14 protein-coding genes are annotated in these 16,740 nt (G+C 73.4%); 10 read left to right on the forward strand and 4 right to left on the reverse strand.

Annotation, left to right across the window (positions count from 1 at the left end; translation table 11 throughout):
- Nucleotides 1–107 precede the first annotated feature (107 nt).
- Nucleotides 108–581, reverse strand: coding sequence for an Lrp/AsnC family transcriptional regulator (locus tag ACIPVB_RS11615; RefSeq protein WP_400369083.1), 474 nt, complete (start codon nucleotides 579–581; stop codon nucleotides 108–110).
- Nucleotides 582–758: 177 nt separating this feature from the next.
- Between ACIPVB_RS11615 and pdhA the strand changes: the two genes are divergently transcribed.
- The 3 genes from pdhA to ACIPVB_RS11630 are packed head-to-tail and all read left to right on the forward strand — an operon-like array spanning nucleotide 759 to nucleotide 4,539.
- Nucleotides 759–1,913 (forward strand): pyruvate dehydrogenase (acetyl-transferring) E1 component subunit alpha, encoded by a 1,155-nt coding sequence (gene pdhA, locus ACIPVB_RS11620; protein WP_400369085.1) that lies wholly within the window; start codon nucleotides 759–761, stop codon nucleotides 1,911–1,913.
- Entirely contained in the window at nucleotides 1,910–2,911 is a 1,002-nt protein-coding gene (locus ACIPVB_RS11625; RefSeq protein ID WP_400369086.1) for an alpha-ketoacid dehydrogenase subunit beta, read from the forward strand. The genes pdhA and ACIPVB_RS11625 overlap by 4 nt, the downstream gene beginning before the upstream one ends.
- On the forward strand, nucleotides 2,908–4,539 hold the full coding sequence (locus tag ACIPVB_RS11630; protein ID WP_400369088.1) for a 2-oxo acid dehydrogenase subunit E2: 1,632 nt from the start codon (nucleotides 2,908–2,910) through the stop codon (nucleotides 4,537–4,539). Before ACIPVB_RS11625 ends, ACIPVB_RS11630 begins: the two co-directional genes overlap by 4 nt.
- A 324-nt stretch (nucleotides 4,540–4,863) precedes the next feature.
- Here the strand turns inward: ACIPVB_RS11630 and ACIPVB_RS11635 are convergent, their stop codons facing one another.
- On the reverse strand, nucleotides 4,864–5,709 hold the full coding sequence (locus ACIPVB_RS11635; RefSeq protein WP_400369089.1) for a TetR/AcrR family transcriptional regulator: 846 nt from the start codon (nucleotides 5,707–5,709) through the stop codon (nucleotides 4,864–4,866).
- Between the two features lie 123 nt (nucleotides 5,710–5,832).
- Between ACIPVB_RS11635 and ACIPVB_RS11640 the strand changes: the two genes are divergently transcribed.
- The 5 genes from ACIPVB_RS11640 to ACIPVB_RS11660 all read left to right on the forward strand — a co-directional run bounded on the left by ACIPVB_RS11640 (nucleotide 5,833) and on the right by ACIPVB_RS11660 (nucleotide 12,199).
- Nucleotides 5,833–7,527: a carboxyl transferase domain-containing protein gene (locus ACIPVB_RS11640; RefSeq protein WP_400369090.1), complete on the forward strand. Its 1,695-nt coding sequence runs from the start codon at nucleotides 5,833–5,835 to the stop codon at nucleotides 7,525–7,527.
- Between the two features lie 5 nt (nucleotides 7,528–7,532).
- Nucleotides 7,533–9,689, forward strand: a complete 2,157-nt coding sequence (locus ACIPVB_RS11645; RefSeq protein ID WP_400369091.1) for a biotin carboxylase N-terminal domain-containing protein — start codon at nucleotides 7,533–7,535, stop codon at nucleotides 9,687–9,689.
- Nucleotides 9,690–9,759: 70 nt separating this feature from the next.
- Entirely contained in the window at nucleotides 9,760–10,935 is a 1,176-nt protein-coding gene (locus ACIPVB_RS11650; protein WP_400369092.1) for an acyl-CoA dehydrogenase family protein, read from the forward strand.
- On the forward strand, nucleotides 10,932–11,399 hold the full coding sequence (locus ACIPVB_RS11655) for a MaoC family dehydratase (RefSeq protein ID WP_400369093.1): 468 nt from the start codon (nucleotides 10,932–10,934) through the stop codon (nucleotides 11,397–11,399). The genes ACIPVB_RS11650 and ACIPVB_RS11655 overlap by 4 nt, the downstream gene beginning before the upstream one ends.
- Nucleotides 11,396–12,199 carry an HpcH/HpaI aldolase/citrate lyase family protein gene (locus ACIPVB_RS11660; RefSeq protein ID WP_400369094.1) on the forward strand — a complete coding sequence of 268 codons (804 nt, stop codon included), beginning with the start codon at nucleotides 11,396–11,398 and terminating at the stop codon, nucleotides 12,197–12,199. Before ACIPVB_RS11655 ends, ACIPVB_RS11660 begins: the two co-directional genes overlap by 4 nt.
- Before the next feature lie 169 nt (nucleotides 12,200–12,368).
- Here the strand turns inward: ACIPVB_RS11660 and ACIPVB_RS11665 are convergent, their stop codons facing one another.
- Nucleotides 12,369–12,956 (reverse strand): histidine phosphatase family protein, encoded by a 588-nt coding sequence (locus ACIPVB_RS11665; protein ID WP_400369096.1) that lies wholly within the window; start codon nucleotides 12,954–12,956, stop codon nucleotides 12,369–12,371.
- 40 nt (nucleotides 12,957–12,996) lie between these two features.
- A complete protein-coding gene (locus tag ACIPVB_RS11670) occupies nucleotides 12,997–13,845 on the reverse strand; it encodes a Sir2 family NAD-dependent protein deacetylase (RefSeq protein WP_400369097.1) in 849 nt (282 codons plus the stop codon).
- 312 nt (nucleotides 13,846–14,157) lie between these two features.
- On the opposite strand from ACIPVB_RS11670, the gene ACIPVB_RS11675 reads away from it, so the two are divergent.
- Nucleotides 14,158–15,360, forward strand: coding sequence for an amidohydrolase family protein (locus ACIPVB_RS11675; RefSeq protein WP_400369098.1), 1,203 nt, complete (start codon nucleotides 14,158–14,160; stop codon nucleotides 15,358–15,360).
- Between the two features lie 492 nt (nucleotides 15,361–15,852).
- Entirely contained in the window at nucleotides 15,853–16,659 is an 807-nt protein-coding gene (locus tag ACIPVB_RS11680; protein WP_400369099.1) for a TrmH family RNA methyltransferase, read from the forward strand.
- Nucleotides 16,660–16,740: the final 81 nt, after the last annotated feature.

A 16,740-nucleotide genomic window follows, 5' to 3' on the forward strand; every position in this document is an offset into this window, starting at 1 on the left:
CCCAGCGACCTCGGTGTGACGGCTCGAAGGGCGCGGGCGGGGGACGGTCTCGTCGACGGACTCAGGGACCTTGATGGGTGAGGTCGGACGCGCCGGCGGGGTGCGGGTCAGGCCTGCTCGCGCGCGAGACGCATCAGCGGATCGACGCGATAGCCGATGACCTCGCCCATCACCAACGACGTCTCGGTGCGCTCGACGCCCTCGATGGCGAGGATGCGCGCGTCGGTGTCGAACAGGTGCTGGGTGTCGCGGCACGCCACCCGCACGAGCAGGTCGACCTGGCCGCTCAGCCCATGGGCCTGGAGCACCTCGGGCACCTTCGCCAGCTCGTCGCGGATCGCGGGCAACTCGGCCTGCCGCACCGTCACCTGCAGGAACGCCTCGATCGGAAACCCCAGCGCCTCGGCCGACAGCGTCCGCTCGAACGACAGGAACACCCCGCCGCGCTCGAGCCTGCTCATGCGCGCCTGCACGGTGTTGCGCGACAGGCCGAGCTTCTCGGCGAGCGCGACGACGGTGGCGCGCGGATCGGCGGACAGGGCGCGCAGCAGGTCGAGGTCGACCGTGTCGAGCTTGCTCATGCTGCGAAACATTAGCAGTGCGGCTACCCCGCACAATGGGCACTGTGCTCAATATGACGACGAGGTCTTGAGCGGGGTGCTGCCCGAGCGTACGGTCGGCCTCGTCGGCGCCGTTGCCGGCACCCGGACCGCCCGGGCTCTCACGAGGAGCTCCGGGCCGCACCTGGAGGGATGACGATGACGTACACCCAGACCCGAGGCCCCGCGACGGGCGGACCCGACGACGAACACGTCGCCGCGACGCCCGCGATCGACGACGACGTGATCCGTCTGCTCGACGTCGACGGCTCCCGCGTGCCCGACGCCGAGCTCGACCCGTGGATCGCCGACCTGTCCCCCCACGAACTGCGCGCCCTGCACCGCGACATGGTCCTGACCCGCCGACTGGATGCCGAGGGCGTCGCCCTGCAGCGCCAGGGCCAACTCGCGCTCTGGGCGCCGTGCCGCGGCCAGGAGGCCGTCCAGGTGGGCACCGCTCACGCCCTCGCCCCCGGTGACTTCGTCTTCCCCAGCTACCGCGAGCACGGCGTTCTGCTCGGTCGTGGCGCGAAGCCCGCCGACTACGTGCTCGCCTGGCGCGGCGAGGAGCACTCCGCGTACGACCACACCACGATCAACGCCGCCCCGCCCCAGATCATCATCGGCGCGCAGTCCCTGCACGCGACCGGGTGGGCGATGGGCGCCCAGCGCGACGGCTCCACCGATGTCGCCGTCGCTTACTACGGCGACGGCGCCACCAGCCAGGGCGACGTCAACGAGGCGCTGGTGTTCGCGTCGTCCTTCCGCGCCCCGGTCGTCTTCGTCTGCTCGAACAACCAGTGGGCCATCAGCGAGCCCGTCACCGTGCAGGCGAAGTACCCCATCGCGGGCCGTGCGCCGGGCTTCGGCATCCCGAGCCTGCGCATCGACGGCAACGACCCGCTCGTCTGCGTCGCCGCCATGCGCTGGGCCCTCGACCGGGCTCGGCGCGGAGAGGGGCCCTCGTTCATCGAGGCGGTGACCTACCGCATGGGCCCGCACACCACCAGCGACGATCCCACCCGCTACCGCGATGCCGCCGAGGTCGAGGCCTGGGCGCAGCGCGATCCCATCGCCCGCCTCGAGGCGTACCTGCGCGCCGAGGGGATGCTCGACGACTCGGGAATGGACGAGGTCGCCCGTGCCGCCGATACGCTCGCGGCCGAGGTGCGCGCCGCGTGCATCGGCGCCACCACCCGCGCCCCCGGGACGATGTTCGACCACGTCTACGCCGAGCCGCACGCCGCACTCGCGCAGCAGAAGGCCGACTACCTGGACTACCTCGCCGGCTTCGAGCAGGAGGGCACGCGATGACCGCGCTCACGATGGGCGCGGCGATCAACGCCGCACTCTCCCGCACCCTGCAGGACGACGAGAAAGTCCTGCTCATGGGTGAGGACATCGGCAAGCTCGGCGGCGTCTTCCGGGTCACCGACGGACTGCAGGAGCGCTTCGGCGCCCAGCGCGTCGTCGACACCCCGCTCGCCGAGGCCGGCATCGTCGGTACCGCGGTCGGTCTCGCCCTGCGCGGCTACCGTCCGGTCGTCGAGATCCAGTTCGACGGCTTCGTCTACCCCGCGTTCGACCAGATCGTCTGCCAGGTCGCCAAGCTGCACTACCGCAGCAACGGGCGGATCCGCATGCCGCTGGTCATCCGCATCCCCTGGGCCGGCGGCGTGGGGGCCGCCGAGCACCACTCCGAGTCGCCCGAGGCGTACTTCGTGCACACGGCGGGACTGCGGGTCGTCGCGGCGTCGAACCCGCAGGACGCCTACGTCATGCTGCGTCAGGCCGTGGCATCCGATGATCCGGTCATCTTCTTCGAACCCAAGCGCCTGTACCACTCCAAGGGCGAGGTCGATCTGGATGCCGACCTGGCCGACGCCGCGCCCCTGCACCTCGCACGCGTGGCCCGCGAGGGCACCGACGCCACGATCGTGACCTACGGGGCCCAGGTGCGCACCGCGATGGACGCCGCGCTCGCCGCCGAGGACGACGCGATCTCGCTCGAGGTCATCGACCTGCGCTCGCTGTCGCCGATCGACATGAACACCGTCGCCGCCTCGGTCCGAAAGACCGGCCGTGTCGTCGTCACCCACGAGGCCGCGCGCGAGGCGGGGGTGGGGGCGGAGCTGGTCGCCGGCATCACCGAGCAGTGCTTCGAGTACCTCGAGGCGCCGCCGCAACGCGTCACCGGGCACGACATCCCGTACCCGCCGTCGAAGCTGGAGAAGCATCACGTGCCCGACCTCGACCGGATCCTGCACGCCGTGGACCGCGTGCTCGAGCGCGGCGAGGGGGTGCTGTCGTGATCGCCGAGTTCCGCCTCCCCGACCTGGGCGAGGGTCTGCCCGAGGCCGAGATCGTGCAGTGGCTGGTCGCCGAGGGCGACGACGTCACGCTGAACCAGACGATCGCCGAGGTCGAGACGGCGAAGGCCATCGTCGAAATCCCCTCGCCCTACGCGGGGACCGTGCAGGGCCTGCACGCCGCGGCGGGCGACGTCGTGGCGGTCGGTTCGCCGCTGGTGTCGTTCACGGTCGAGGGGGCGGATGCCGCGAGCCCGGGCGCAGGGGCGGGCCGTCCTACGGAGGCGGCCGCGGGCCGGCCTGCGGAGTCGGGGATGAGCCGTCCTGCGGAGTCGGGGGTGGCCGCGCCGGGTGCCGCGACGGGTGACCGGCGTGTCGCGGGCGACGTCCGCACGACGGCGGGCGGGACGGCCGAGTCCGTCCGCGCGACGATGGCCGGCGAGACTGCTACGCCCGGTCGCGCGACGGTGCCGGGCTCGACGGCCGAGTCCGCTCGCGCGACGCCCAATCTCGTCGGGTACGGTGCCGCTCCGTCCACCGGCGCCCGGCCCCGACGCCGTGCGCGCGGCGGGTCCGCGACCGTTCCGGTCGACGTCGACACCGCGGTGCGGGAAGCCGCGCCCCACGACATCGTCCGCACGGGACCGATCGACCTGCCGCTGGAACGCCCGCGGTCCACCCCTCCCGTGCGCAAGCTCGCCAAGGACCTGGGCGTCGACCTCGTGCTCGTCGCCGCCGCTCATCCGGGAGAGACGGTGACCCGCGCGCACGTCGAGGAGTTCGCCGCCCGCACGCCCGCGTCGACGGGGTCGAACCGCACGGCCGGGTCGGCGCCGACCCGTCCGGGCGAGGAGCGTCCGCTCACGGGCGGGGCCATGGCATCCGATCCGTCCTTCTCGACGTCGACGGTCCCCCCGGCCTCGTCCGATCCGCGCGTCACGCGCACCCCCATCCGGGGGGTGCGCAAGCACACGGCCGCGGCGATGGTGCAGAGCGCCTTCACCGCACCGCACGCGACGACCTTCCTCACGCTCGACGTCACCGCGACGACCGAGCTGCTGGCATCCCTCAAGACGGATCGGGCGCTCGACGGGCACCGCATCGGGCTGCTCGCGATCGTCGCGAAGGCGGTGTGTCTGGCGCTCGGGCGCACGCCCGCGTTGAACGCCAAGTGGGATGAGGCGGCGGGTGAAATCGTCGAGCACCACTACGTCGGGCTCGGCATCGCCGCCGCGACCGATCGCGGACTGGTGGTGCCCGTGATCGCCGACGCCGACCGCCTCGACCTGGTCGACCTGGCCGACGCGATCGCCGACCTCGCCGCCACCGCGCGCGCCGGACGCACCGCGCCGGCCGCCATGACCGGCGGGACGTTCTCGATCACCAACGTCGGGGTTTTCGGTGTGGATGCCGGAACCCCGATCCTCAACCCGGGCGAGGCCGGGATCCTCGCCGTCGGCGCGCTGCGCCGCACCCCGTGGGAGCACCACGGCGAGATCGCCCTGCGCGACGTGCTGACCCTCAGCCTCTCGTTCGACCACCGGCTGGTCGATGGAGCCGAGGCGGCGCGGTTCCTCACGGACGTCGCGGGCGTGCTGCGCGAACCCGGACGGGCGATGCTGCTGCGGTGAGGGGTTCCCGCCGTCTCGTGGCGGCGGGGAGGTGGGCCGGGTGCCGGGGGAGTGGTCGCCCTCGGCACCTCCCACGTGGGCGGGCGTCCGGGACGCGCGGGCGAGGTGTCGGAGGTGTCCGGGGGGTGGACGCTGGGCCGGGTGGGGTGCCCCCGGGTTTCGGGGTGGTCGGGCGGGGTGTCGGGGGCGTCCGGGGGGGGGGGTGGACGCTGGGCCGGGTGGGGTGCCCCCGGGTTTCGGGGTGGTCGGGCGGGGTGTCGGGGGTCTGGACGCTCGGCCGGAGGGTGGGTCGGGGCCACCCGGGTGGGCGGGAGAAGCGGGGGATCAGGCCGTCAGCGCGGCGAGCGCCATCCGCGTGAGGGTCGGGCGGATGCGCGACGCGGGGACGCCGCGCGCGCTGTGCGGTGTGGAGTTGATGAGCCCGAAGCAGGCGAGGGCGCGCACGCGCCGTTCGGCCGGGGTCTCGGCATCCGGATACGCGGCGGCCAGCGCGTCGGTCCACACGGAGACGTACGCGTTCTGCAGGTCGCGCACCGTGCGGCGGTCGCCGGGGGAGAGGCGGTCGAGGTCGTGGTCCTGCACACGGATCACGTCGGCCTCGGCGAGCGCGAACGCGACGTGGAACTCGACGAGAGCGCGGAGCGCGGCGGTCGACGGCGTCGTCGTGCGGACGTCGACCCCGGCACGCGGGTGCGCGGCCTCGGGAGGCGGCGTGTCGTCGCCGCGGTCCGCAGGACGGTGATGGACGGATGCCGTGTGTGCACGACCGCGGGGGGATTCGGCGACCCGCGGCGGCGGGGTGGTCGGGGGCGGTGCGTCGGACGGGATGTCCGCGGTCGTGCTCTCGCCAGGCGGGGTTGCGACCCGGCGCCCGCCCTCGAGCAGTCGCTCGCTGACGTCGACCAGGATCGCGCCGAGCAGCGCCTGCTTGCCGGCGACGTGGCGGTAGACCGCCGGTCCGCTGACTCCCGCGGCTTCGCCGATGTCGCCGAGGGTCACGCCGTCGAAGCCGCGTTCGGCGAAGAGCCGGGCTGCGGCGGCGAGCAGAGCCGCGCGGCGGTCGGCCTTGGCCCGGTCGCGAGCGGTGCCGGCGGAGCGGCCGGGCGCGTCGATCGGTCCGTCGACGTCCGCCGAAGGCGGGTCGAGGGGGTCCTCGGAAACTCTTGTCATCGGCATCCGCTCGGGCTAGCCTGGGATCTCAGTTAGCCAACATTAACTGAAACCCCCGTCTCGCGGAACGACCCGAGGGACACGACGGTGCCGTCGACGATGCGGCACCGAGACGGAGCCGCCATGAGCACAGCACCGGTCACCGACAGCACCCCGGGCACGTCCACGCCGGGCACGTCCGCCCCGGGTACGTCCACGCCGGGCACGTCCACGCCGGGCACGTCCGCCCCGGGTACGTCCGCCCCGGGTACGTCCGCCCCGGGCGCCTCCACCCAGCGCGACCTCGCCGCGAACCTGCGCGACACCCTCGCCCGCGCCGCGCGCGGGGGTTCCGACACCGCCCGAGCACGTCACACGGCGCGCGGCAAGCTCCTCGCCCGCGATCGCATCGACCGGCTGCTCGACGAGGGCAGCCCGTTCCTCGAGGTCGCGCCGCTGGCCGCCCACGGCCTCTACGACGGCGGTGCCCCCGGCGCAGGTGTCGTCGCCGGTATCGGCCTCGTGCACGGCCGCCACGTGATGGTCCTCGCCAACGACGCCACGGTGAAGGGCGGCGCGTACTTCCCCCTCACCGTGAAGAAGCACCTGCGTGCGCAGGAGATCGCTCTCGAGAACCGCCTCCCGTGCGTCTACCTCGTCGACTCCGGCGGCGCCTTCCTGCCGATGCAGGACGAGGTCTTCCCCGACCGCGACCACTTCGGTCGCATCTTCCGCAATCAGGCGCAGCTCTCGGCCGCCGGCGTGCCGCAGATCGCCGCCGTCCTGGGCTCGTGCACCGCGGGAGGGGCGTACGTCCCGGCGATGAGCGATGAGAGCGTCATCGTGCGAGGCCAGGGCACCGTCTTCCTCGGCGGACCCCCTCTGGTCAAGGCGGCGATCGGCGAGGACGTCACCGCCGAACAGCTCGGTGGGGGCGACCTGCACGCCCGCCGCTCCGGCGTCGTCGACCACCTCGCCGACGACGATGAGCACGCCCTCGAGATCGTCCGCGACATCGTCGACACCCTTCCGCCGACCCCCGCCCCGGTGTGGCGGGTGCACCCGGCCGCCGAACCGGTGCGCGACCCGCGGGAGCTGTACGACATCGTCCCCGTCGACGTCACGCGCCCCGTCGACATGCGCGCCGTCCTCGACACCCTCGTCGACGCCGACTCGCTGCACGAATTCAAAGCGCTGTACGGCGAGACCGTCATCACGACGTTCGCCCGCATCCACGGTCACCCCGTCGGCATCATCGCCAACGACGGCGTCCTCTTCAGCGAATCGGCGCTGAAGGCCGCGCACTTCATCGAGCTGGCCGATCAGCGCGGCATCCCTCTGCTCTTCCTCCAGAACATCACGGGTTTCATGGTGGGCAGGGATGCCGAGGCCGGCGGCATCGCCAAAGACGGCGCCAAGATGGTCACCGCCGTCGCCACCACCCGTGTGCCCAAGCTCACCGTCCTCGTGGGGGGCTCGTACGGAGCCGGCAACTACGCCATGTGCGGCCGCGCGTACGACCCGCGATTCCTGTGGACCTGGCCCGCGAGTCGCATCTCGGTCATGGGCGGGGCGCAGGCGGCATCCGTCCTGTCCACCGTCACGCGCGACCAGCGCGCCGCGCGGGGCGAGGGGTGGACGGATGCCGAGCAACGGGCGTTCGAAGAACCCATCCGCGCTCGTTACGACGAACAGGGCGACCCGTACTACGCCACCGCCCGCCTCTGGGACGACGGCGTGATCGACCCCGCCGACACCCGCACGATGCTCGGGCTCGCGCTCGACGTCGTCAGCAGGGTGCCGCTGGCCGACCGGGGCTTCGGCCTCTTCCGGATGTGACCGCCATGACGAAGACGTCCGACGCAGCGGCCACGACCGCCCATTCTGCGATCGACCCGGGCGCGGAGGCGATCGACGACACGACGGCTCCGCAGAGCGCACCGCCCCGCCTGTTCTCGACCGTCCTGGTCGCCAACCGCGGCGAGATCGCGCGTCGGGTGTGCCGCACCCTGCGCCGACTCGGAATCCGTTCCGTGGCGGTGTACACCGACGTGGACGCCGACGCCCCCCACGTGCGCGACGCCGATCAGGCCGTGCGGGTGCCGTCCTACCTCGACGTCGACGCGGTGGTCGCCGCCGCGGTGTCGACGGGGGCGGATGCCGTGCACCCCGGCTACGGATTCCTCAGCGAGAACGCGGGGTTCGCCCGCGCGTGCGCGGTGGCCGGGATCGTGTTCGTGGGCCCGGGCGTGGGCGCGCTCGAGGTGATGGGCGACAAGATCCGCGCGAAACAGCACGTCGCCGCCCACGGCGTGCCGACCGTGCCGGGGTTCTCGGCCGCGGGTCTGTCGGACGCCGAGATCGCCGCCGCCGCCGACCGCGCCGGGTATCCCCTTCTCGTCAAACCCTCGGCGGGCGGAGGCGGCAAAGGGATGACGGTGGCCACCGGACCCGACGACCTCGCCGACGCCCTCGCCACGGCCCGCCGGGTCGCCGCCGCGGCCTTCGGCGACGACACCCTGCTGCTCGAACGGCTGCTGGAGCGCCCGCGCCACATCGAGGTGCAGGTGCTGGCCGACGCGCACGGGACGACCCTCTCGCTCGGCGAGCGCGAATGCACCCTGCAGCGGCGGCATCAGAAGGTGATCGAAGAAGCTCCCTCGCCGGTCGTCGACGCCGCCACGCGGGCGCGTCTGGCCGCGGCGGCCGTCGCCGCCGCCCGCAGCGTCGGGTACCTCGGCGCGGGCACGGTGGAGTTCCTCGTCGCGGGCGACCGGATCGACGAGCCGTTCTTCATCGAGATGAACACGCGCCTGCAGGTCGAGCACCCGGTCACCGAGCTCGTCACGGGTGTCGACCTCGTCGAACAGCAGCTGCGGGTGGCCGCCGGCTTCGCCCTCGAGCTCGACGACATCGCCCTCGACGGGCACGCGATCGAGGCGCGCGTGTACGCCGAGACGCCGTCGCGCGGTTACCTTCCCGCGACCGGGACCGTGCGCCTCTGGCATCCGGGATCCGCCCGCGTCGACAGCGCCGTCGAGACCGGCACCGTCATCGGTGCGTCATACGACCCGATGATCGCGAAGATCATCGCCCACGGACCGGACCGCGCCAGCGCCCTCGCCCGTCTCGACGCGGCCCTCGCCGGCACGGTCGTCCTCGGCGTCGACACGAACATCGCCGACCTGCGCGCCCTGCTCGCCGACCCCGCCGTCCGCGCGGGCGAGCTCGACACGGGTCTGCTCGACCGGCGCGGCACCCCTGTCACCCCCGAGCCTTCGGCGGCCGCGCTTTCCGCCGTGGCGGCACGAGCGCGGACGGATGCCGCGAGCCCCGCCGAGGGCTCGGTGTGGGGTCGCGTCGGGGCCTGGCGCGCCGGGGGAGCGGCGGCGGCGCGTCCGGTGCACCTCGAGGACGACGCCGGTCGGATGCACGAGGTCGTGTCGACTTCGGGCGACGGTGTGGTCGTCGCAGGGCCGGACGAGTACTGGGTGCACGCCGACGGCGAAGCGCACCGCCTGCGTGTCGTGTCGCGACGGGCGGCCGCCGAGCGTCGCCGGACCGCCGCCGGGCGTGCGCCCGGGGCCGTCGACCCCGACCTCGTCGCCCCCCTGCCCGGGAGCGTCGTCGCGGTGCACGTCGCCGACGGCGACACCGTCGATGCGGGCGCCCGCCTCGTCACCATCGAGGCGATGAAGATGGAGCACACGGTCGTGGCACCGCATGCCGGGGTCGTCCGGCTCCGCACGGCGGCGGGGGCGCAGGTCGCTCGCGACGCGGTGGTCGCGACGGTGACACCCGCGGCTCCGGACGAACCTGCCCCGGACGCGTCCGCTCCCGACGCGTCTGCTCCGAACATGCCTGCGTCCGCGGCCCCGGCGTCCGTCCGATCCGTGCCCGCGAACTCCGCGATGCGCACAACCTCCGTCGCCGGTGCGACGCGTCCGGCTGCGGACACGCGCATCGCGGAGGATGCGCACGGCCCCGTGGAGACCCCGTGAGCCCCGGGCCCGACGATCCCGCCGGTGTCCCGGCATCCATCCCCCTTCCGTCCCACAAGGAGACCCACCCGTGAGCATCGACAGCCAGACGGCATTCACCGAGGACGAACGCGAACTCAGCGCCATGGTGCGCGAGTTCGCCGACGAGGTCATCGCCCCCCGTTCGTACGAGGCGGACCGCGCCCACGAACTCCCTCTCGACCTCGTCGCGCAGATGGGCGATCTGGGACTGTTCGGCCTGCCGTTCCCCGAGGAGGTCGGCGGACAGGGCGGCGATTACGCCAGCCTCTGCGTCGCGATCGAGGGGATCGCGCGGGTCGACCAGTCGATGGCGATCACCCTCGAGGCGGGCGTGGGCCTGGGCGCGATGCCGATTCACCGCTACGGCACCGACGCGCAGAAGGCCCAGTACCTGCCGGACCTGGTCGCCGGTCGCGCGCTCGCGGGCTTCGGGTTGACCGAAGCCGAGGCCGGCAGCGACGCCGGCGCCACGCGCACCGCGGCGCGTCTCGAAGGCGCCGAGTGGGTGATCGACGGGACCAAGCAGTTCATCACCAACTCGGGCACCGACATCACCCGCTTCGTGACCGTCACCGCGGTGACCGGACGAACGGGCGATCGCCCCGAGATCTCGACGATCATCGTCCCCAACGGCACCCCCGGGTTCACCGTGGGCTCGGCGTACGACAAGGTCGGCTGGAACGCCAGCGACACCCACCCGCTCACCTTCGACGGCGTGCGGGTTCCCGAGGCGAATCTGCTCGGTCAGCGCGGGCACGGCTTCAAGAACTTCCTGCGCACCCTCGACGAGGGTCGCGTCGCGATCGCCGCCCTCGCCACCGGCGCCGCCGAGGGCTGCCTCGAAGCCGCCGTCGACTACGCCCGCAGCCGCACCGTCTTCGGCGAGCGCCTGTCGACGCGGCAGAACATGCAGTTCCTGCTCGCGCGCATGCACGCCCGCGTGCACACCGCCCGCCTCGCGTGGGTGCACGCCGCGCGTCTGTGCGACGCCGGCAAGCCCTTCTCGGTGGATGCCGCGGTCGCCAAGATGACGGCGAGCGACGCCGCGATGGCCAACGCCCGCGACGCGACGCAGGTGTTCGGCGGCAACGGCTTCATCAACGAATACCCCGTGGCCCGCCACTACCGCGACTCGAAGATCCTCGAGATCGGCGAGGGCACGACCGAGGTGCAGCTCATGGTCATCTCGCGCGCGCTGGGACTCACCGGTACCGTGGCCGCATGATCGAGCAGCGGGGCCTGTATCTGGAGGAATTCGTCGTCGGCGAGAGGTACGCGCATCGGCCCGGTCGTACGGTCACCGACGCCGACAACGTGCTCTTCACCACCCTCACGATGAACGCGCAGGCCCTGCACCTGGATGCCGCGTACTCCGCGACCCAACCGTTCGGTCGTCCGCTGGTCAACTCGATGTGGACCCTGTCGACCCTCGTCGGGCTGTCGGTGGCGCAGCTCACGCAGGGCACGCTCGTCGCGCAGCTCGGGCTCACCGACGTGAGCTTCCCCGCCCCGCTGTTCGTCGGCGACACCCTCACGGCCGAGACCGAGATCGTCTCGGTGCGGCCCTCGGCATCCCGCCCCGGTCAGGGGGTCGTCGTGATGGCGCACACCGGAAGGTCGCAGAACGACGAGGTCGTGGCCACCGCCACCCGCACGGTGCTGATGTGGTCGCGCGAGGGACGCTCGTGAGCTTCGACCTCGGCCCCGCGCTCCTGTTCGTCCCGGGCGATCGACCCGAGCGTCTGACGAAAGCCCTGGAACGGGCGGATGCCGCGATCCTCGACCTCGAGGACGCCGTCGCCGCGGACGCCAAGGCCACCGCCCGCGACGCGCTCATCCGCGCCGACCCCGACCCCGACCGGGTCATCGTGCGGGTCAACGGCGTCGAGACCCCGGACTTCGCACACGATCTGTCGGCGCTGGCCCGGACGCGCGTGCGCACGGTCATGCTCGCCAAGACCGAGGATCCGGCATCCCTCGACCTGCTCCAGGGGTACGAGGTGATCGCGCTGTGCGAGACCGCGCGGGGGGTGGTGCACGCCGAGCAGCTCGCGGCCGTGCCGCACGTCGTGGGGCTGATGTGGGGCGCCGAGGATCTCGTCGCGAGCCTGGGCGGAACCTCCAGCCGGGGTGAGGACGGCGGGTACCGCGACGTCGCGCGGCTCGCGCGGGCGCGCGTGCTGCTGGCCGCGGGGGCGTTCGGCAAGGGGGCCGTCGATGCGGTGCACGTCGACATCGGCGACCTCGACGGACTCGCCGCGGAGGCTCGGGATGCCGCCGCCTCGGGGTTCGCGGCGACGGCGTGCATCCACCCCGGGCAGGTGCAGACGATCCGTGCCGCCTACGCGCCGACGCCGGAGGTGCTCGCGTGGGCGCGGGGGGTCCTGGCCGCGGCCGAGGGCGAGCGCGGGGTGTTCCGCCACGAGGGACGCATGATCGACGAGCCGATCCTGCGGCACGCGCGGTCGGTGGTGGAACGCGCGGGGTGAGCGCAGGGGCTGCGGGTCTCGAAGCCGCCGCGACCCGCGCGGGTCGCGGTCTCTCGGGCGGTCCCGGGGACCCGGGATGGCAGGCTGCGCCGGTCGACGTCCCCGGGGTGCGCGGAGGTCGTGGTCTTCTCGGCGGGCTCGGGAACCCGGGGTGGGAGGCGTGGCGGGGCTAGCTCGCGACGCCGGCGTAGGCCAGCAGCTCCCACGCGCCGCCGTCGAGCCGGAACGTGGTCACGGAGCAGTTCGGCAGCCGCTCGCCGGGGCGGGGGAACTCCCCGTCGGTGGCGAACATGATCACCTCGCGGATCAGCGCGCCGTGGGCGACCGCGATCACGTCGACGTCGGCGGGTGTGGACGACACCACCTCGGCGATCGCGGCGAGCGCGCGCTCGCGCACCACCGGCCACGCCTCGGCGCCCGGCACGTCGGCCGCGTGCCAGGGACCGTACATGTCGGAGAAGGTCGGGGCGTCCATGCCCTCGGCGTCGCCGTACGACCGCTCCTGCAGGCCGGGGTGACGACGTGACACGGTCGTACCGAGGGCCGTCGCGATGACGTCCGCCGTCTCGGCCGCGCGCGAGAGGTCGCTCGAGACCACGACGACCTCGCGGCCGGCGTACTCGGTCGCCAACCTCTCGGCGACGTCGCGCGCCTGAAGTCGACCGGTGTCGTTGAGGGGGATGTCGGTCGAGCCCTGGATGCGGCCCCCCGAGTTCCAGTCGGTCTCACCGTGTCGCACAAGAGTCAGGATCGTCACCGTTCGAGCGTAACCCGCGGGCGGGAGGGCTCGTCCGTCGTCAGAGCAGACCCGGTAACCGCTCGGCGAACGCCCGCAGAACGTCGGTGGTACCCCCGTCGATCTTCACCGCCGCGCGCTGGTCGGCCCGGGTCGCACCGCGGTTGACGATCACGACCGGCAGGCGCTTGCGCCGGGCCCGCTCGACCAGGCGGATGCCGCTGTTGACCACGAGCGACGAGCCCGCCACCACCAGCGCGCCGCTGGTGTGGACCAGCTGCTCGGCTTCGCGGAACTTCTCGACCGGGATGTACTCGCCGAAGAACACGACGTCGGGCTTGAGCGTCCCCCCGCACACCGAGCACATCGGCACGACGAAACCGTCCGCCGAGGCGGGGGTGACATCGCCGTCGGGACCGAGCTCGACGTTCTCGGGGAGGCTGATCCACGGATTGTCGGCCTCGACGCGCTCGGCCAGATCGCGGCGGTCGAACACCTGGCCGCACTGCAGGCAGCCGACGCGGCGCATGGTGCCGTGCAGCTCGACGACCCGCCCGCTCCCGGCGCGCACGTGCAGACCGTCGACGTTCTGGGTCACGACGCCGTTGGCGACCCCCGCCGCCTCGAGGGCGGCGAGCGCCCGGTGCCCGTCGTTCGGCTCGGCCGCGGCGAACACCTTCCAGCCCAGGTGACTGCCCACCCAGTAGCGGCGTCGTGCCTCGGCGCTGGCGAGGAACTGCTGCGCCGTCATCGGCGTGCGGGTGGGGGCGCCCTTGCCGCGATAGTCGGGGATCCCGGAGTCGGTCGACACTCCCGCGCCGGTCAGCACCGCGACGCGTCGGCCCGCGAGCACCTCGACGGCCCGATCGATGGATGCCGAGAACCCGGCATCCTCCGTCGTGTCGGTCATGCACACCTCCGTCGCAACGAGTCTAGGGCGGGGTGCCGACACCGGCTCTCGAGGGGTTGAGGCCGGTGCGGGCGGTGTGCACCCGGGCGTCGGTGTCGCGCCCGGGCAAGTGGCGACGGGGGCAGCCCGGATCGGCGATCGTCGCGCGGGGCGGTGTCGTTCCGGGGCGGGTGGCGACGGGGGGAGCCCGGATCGGCGATCGTCGCGCGGGGCGGTGTCGTTCCGGGGCGGGTGGCGACGGGGGGAGCCCGGATCGGTGATCGTCGAGCGCGGCAGCTCGGGCCTCCGCGTTCACCCGCCGATACTGGGCACATGCCCCCCGTCTCGTCTCCCGCCATGCTCGAAGTCACCTGCCTCCGCCGCGTGCGCCCCTGGGGCGGCGACCCGGTCGACATGGATCTCGCCGACGGTCGCATCGCGGCCGTCCGCCCCGCCGGCACCGCGCCCATCGGTGTCCGCGAGTTCGACGGACGGGGACTGCTCGCCCTGCCCGGTCTCGTCAACGCGCACGCGCATGTCGACAAGTCGTGGTGGGGATTGCCGTGGCAGTCCTACGGGGGAGCGGGCGGCGTCGAGGGGCGCATCCGCCACGAGCGCGACCAGCGCGACGCCCTCGGCATCCCCTCTGTCCCGCGCTCCGCCGACGTGCTGCGGCAGTTCGTGCTGCACGGGACGACGGCGATCCGTACCCACGTCGACGTCGACACCGGCGTGGGCCTGCGCGGGATCGAGGCCGTCGAGCAGGCGGCCGCCGCGTACGACGGAGCGCTCGACGTCCAGATCGTCGCCTTCCCCCAGGACGGCGTCCTGCGCCGCCCGGGCGTGATCGACCTGCTGCGCGCGGCCGCCGCGCGCGAGAGCGTCGGGTGGATCGGGGGGCTGGACCCGGCATCCATCGATCGGGACCCCGTCGGGCAGATCGACGCCCTCACGGCGCTCGCCGCCGAGACCGGCGTGGGGATCGACATCCACCTGCACGATCCGGCCGAGCTCGGCGCCTTCCAGATCGAGCTGCTCGTCGAGCGCGTGCAGCGGCACGGTCTCGCCGGGCGCGTGAACATCGCCCACGGCTTCGCCGTCGCCCAGCTCGACGCCGCACGCCGACGCGACCTGCTCGCCGCGATGGGCGAGGCCGGCGTCACCATGACCACGGTCGCGCCCCTCGGCGGGGCGCAGTTGCCCCTCGCCGACCTCGACGCGGCCGGGGTGGCACTGGGGCTGGGCACCGACGGCATCCGGGACCTGTGGAGCCCCTACGGCACCGGCGACGTCCTCGGCATCGCGTGGCAGTACGCGCGCGCCGGAGGTCTCGTGCGCGACGACGACCTGCTGCGCGTGGTCCGACTCGCGTCGAGTGCGGCCGCGTGGTCGGTGGGTCGCGAGGTGCACGACCTCGTCGAAGGGGCCCGCGCCGACATCGTCCTGATGGATGCCGAGAACCCTCTCGACGCGCTCGTGCGCCAGCCCGAGCGGGCCCTGGTGATCGCCGGGGGAATGGCACTGCACGTGGCGTGAGCGCGGGGGCGCGGGGGCTCGACCTGTTGAGTGTCCAGGACACGCCGGGTGGGCGCTGGTCGGTGCAGCGTGTCGTGGACACTCGCGTTGGGTGCGGGGTGCGGGGTGCGGGGTGCGGGGTGCGGGGGCGCCGAGGGCTCGGCCTGTTGAGTGTCCAGGACACGCCGAGTGGGCGTCGGCCGATGCGGCGTGTCGTGGACACTCGCGTTGGGTGCGGGGTGCGGGGTGCGGGGCGCGGGGGACGCCGGGGGTGCGAACTGTTGAGTGTCCAGGACACGCCGGGTGGGCGTCGGCCGGTGCGGCGTGTCGTGGACACTCGCGTTGGGCGCGGGGCGCGGGGCGTTGGGCGTTGGGCGTTGGGCGTTGGGCGTTGGGCGTTGGGTGTTGGGTGATGGGCGTTCGGCGCGGGGGGCGTTGGGCGCGGGGGGCGGGGTGCGGCGCGGGGGCGCGGTGGCAGGGCGGGAGCGTGCGCGCGGCTGGCACGATGGGACGATGCCCGTCATCTCGCTCGATTCCGCCGACGACCCGCGCCTCGCCGACTATCGCGACCTCACCGACGTGTCGCTGCGCCGCGTCACCGAACCCGAGGGCGGGCTCTACATCGCCGAGTCGGCGAAGGTGCTCGACCGGGCCCTCGGCGCCGGCCACCGTCCGCGCTCGGTGCTCGTCCAGCAGAAGTTCCTCGCCGACGCGCTCGCGCTCGTGGGCGAGGAGGTCGATGTGTACGTCGTGCCGGCCGAGATCGCCGAGCATGTCACGGGGTACACCGTGCACCGCGGGCTGCTGGCCTCCATGCATCGCCCCGCACCGGCATCCGTCGCCGACGTCGTCCGCGACGCCCGTCTGATCGTCGTGCTCGAGGACATCGTCGATCACACGAACGTCGGCGCCGCCTTCCGCTCGGCCGCTGCCCTGGGCGCCGACGCCGTGCTCGTCACCCCGCGCTGCGCTGACCCGCTGTACCGCCGCAGCGTCCGCGTGAGCATGGGCACGGTGTTCCAGGTGCCGTGGACGCGTCTTCCCGAGTGGGGGGATGCCGCAGCCCTTCTGCACGAGGCCGGGTTCCACCTGGCGGCCCTGGCGCTGTCGGAGGACGCCGTGACCCTGGACGCGTTCTCCGCCGTCGGGCACGAGCGGGTCGCGTTGCTGATGGGGTCGGAGGGTGACGGGCTCAGCCGTCACGCCCTCGCCGCGGCGGACACGGTCGTGACGATCCCGATGGCCGGGGGAGTCGACTCGCTCAACGTGGCCGCGGCGAGCGCGGTCGCACTGTGGGAGCTGGGGCGCACGGCGCGCTGACGGTTGCGACGGCTCGGACGGGATCCTCTGGAGTGGGGAGGGCTCCGGCGGGCTCGGCGGCGCGCACCACGTCGGGCGAGG

This window comes from Microbacterium sp. NPDC090007 (genome assembly GCF_044748345.1).
GTDB lineage: Bacteria > Actinomycetota > Actinomycetes > Actinomycetales > Microbacteriaceae > Microbacterium.

Coding starts and splice junctions, on each gene's coding strand:
- ACIPVB_RS11615 (WP_400369083.1), bottom strand. CDS start 581: ATGAGCAAGCTCGACACGGTCGACCTCGACCTGCTGCGCGCCCTGTCC.
- pdhA (WP_400369085.1), top strand. CDS start 759: ATGACGTACACCCAGACCCGAGGCCCCGCGACGGGCGGACCCGACGAC.
- ACIPVB_RS11625 (WP_400369086.1), top strand. CDS start 1,910: ATGACCGCGCTCACGATGGGCGCGGCGATCAACGCCGCACTCTCCCGC.
- ACIPVB_RS11635 (WP_400369089.1), bottom strand. CDS start 5,709: ATGACAAGAGTTTCCGAGGACCCCCTCGACCCGCCTTCGGCGGACGTC.
- ACIPVB_RS11640 (WP_400369090.1), top strand. CDS start 5,833: ATGAGCACAGCACCGGTCACCGACAGCACCCCGGGCACGTCCACGCCG.
- ACIPVB_RS11645 (WP_400369091.1), top strand. CDS start 7,533: ATGACGAAGACGTCCGACGCAGCGGCCACGACCGCCCATTCTGCGATC.
- ACIPVB_RS11655 (WP_400369093.1), top strand. CDS start 10,932: ATGATCGAGCAGCGGGGCCTGTATCTGGAGGAATTCGTCGTCGGCGAG.
- ACIPVB_RS11670 (WP_400369097.1), bottom strand. CDS start 13,845: ATGACCGACACGACGGAGGATGCCGGGTTCTCGGCATCCATCGATCGG.
- ACIPVB_RS11675 (WP_400369098.1), top strand. CDS start 14,158: ATGCCCCCCGTCTCGTCTCCCGCCATGCTCGAAGTCACCTGCCTCCGC.
- ACIPVB_RS11680 (WP_400369099.1), top strand. CDS start 15,853: ATGCCCGTCATCTCGCTCGATTCCGCCGACGACCCGCGCCTCGCCGAC.